This is a genomic window from Endozoicomonas sp. ISHI1 (genome assembly GCF_024606225.1).
Taxonomy (GTDB): domain Bacteria; phylum Pseudomonadota; class Gammaproteobacteria; order Pseudomonadales; family Endozoicomonadaceae; genus Endozoicomonas_A.
Map to the genome: position 1 here is coordinate 1 of NZ_JAGRPU010000121.1, position 1,819 is coordinate 1,819.

Annotated in this window: 1 protein-coding gene; it reads right to left on the reverse strand. The window is 59.4% G+C overall.

Annotation, left to right across the window (positions count from 1 at the left end; translation table 11 throughout):
- A partial coding sequence (locus KBW69_RS23305; protein WP_257282525.1) for a VCBS domain-containing protein occupies positions 1-1,819 on the reverse strand: 1,819 nt, incomplete at both ends.

Genomic DNA, 1,819 nt, shown 5'->3' on the forward strand with positions numbered 1-1,819 from the left:
CCGCTGCCATCAATGGTCAGAGAACCGTAGCTGCCGGTGATGGTCTCTGCGGTAAAACTGGCCTCGCCGCTGTCCCCATCAGTGACACTGAGGCTGCCCGAGGTGGTCAGAGTGTTGCCAGCGTCCTCAGTAACACTGCCGGTGTCAGTGCCCGTGATCACCGCCGCATCATTGGTGCCGTTAATGGTAATGACAATATCATGGGTGGTGCCGTCCAAAGACCGAACCGTCACGGTCTCGCTCAGGCTGTCACCATTCCCTAGGGCCTGGATGGCGGCCTGGCTGTTACTGGCGGAATAGCTCCAGTTCCCGCTGCCATCAATGGTGAGAGAACCGTAGCTGCCGGTGATGGTCTCTGCGGTGAAACTGGCCTCGCCGCTGTCAACATCGGTGACCCCCAGACTGCCCGAGGTGGTCAGGGTGTTACCGGCGTCCTCAGTAACGCTGCCGGTATCGGTGCCCGTGATCACCGCCGCATCATTGGTGCCGTTAATGGTGATGACGATATCGTGGGTAGTGCCATCCAGGGACTTCACCGTTACGGTCTCGCTCAGGCTATCACCATCCGCCAGTGACTGGATAGCGGCCTGGCTGTTATCCGCCGAATAGCTCCAGTTCCCACTACCATCAATGGTCAAAGAACCGTAGCTGCCGGTGATGGTCTCGGCGGTAAAGCTGGCCTCGCCGCTGTCAACATCGGTGACCCCCAGGCTGCCCGAGGTGCTCAGGGTGTTACCAGCGTCCTCAGTAACACTGCCGGTGTCAGTGCCCGTGATCACCGCTGCATCATTGGTGCCGTTAATGGTGATGACAATATCATGGGTGGTGCCATCCAAAGACCGAACCGTCACGGTCTCGCTCAGGCTGTCGCCATCGCCCAAGGCCTGAATGGCGGCCTGGCTGTTACTGGCGGAATAGCTCCAGTTCCCGCTGCCATCAATGGTCAGTGAACCATAAGTGCCGGTGATGGTCTCGGCCGTAAAACTGGCCTCGCCGCTGTCAACATCGGTGACCCCCAGGCTGCCCGAAGTGGTCAGGGTATTGCCGGCGTCCTCAGTAACGCTGCCGGTGTCAGTGCCCGTGATCACCGCCGCATCATTGGTGCCGTTAATGGTGATGACAATATCATGGGTGGTGCCATCCAAAGACCGAACCGTCACGGTCTCGCTCAGGCTGTCACCATCGCCCAGTGACTGGATGGCGGCCTGACTGTTACTGGCCGAATAGCTCCAATTACCGCTGACATCAATGGTCAGAGAACCGTAGCTGCCGGTGATGGTCTCGGCCGTGAAGCTGGCCTCGCCGCTGTCAACATCGGTGACCCCCAGGCTGCCCGAGGTGCTCAGGGTGTTACCAGCGTCCTCAGTGACGCTGCCGGTGTCGGTACCACTGATCACCGCCACATCGTTGGTGCCGTTAATGGTGATGACAATATCATGGGTGGTGCCATCCAGGGACTTCACCGTCACGGTCTCGCTCAGGCTGTCACCATCCGCCAGTGACTGAATGGCGGCCTGGCTGTTACTGGCCGAATAGCTCCAGTTCCCGCTGCCATCGATGGTCAGTGAACCATAAGTGCCAGTGATGGTCTCTGCGGTAAAACCGGCCTCGCCGCTGTCAACATCGGTGACCCCCAGGCTGCCCGAAGTGGTCAGGGTGTTACCAGCGTCCTCAGTGACGCTGCCAGTGTCGGTGCCTGTGATCACTGCCGCATCATTGGTGCCGTTAATGGTAATGACGATATCGTGGGTGGTGCCATCCAGGGACTTCACCGTTACGGTCTCGGTCAGACTGTCACCATCGCCCAAGGCCTGAATGG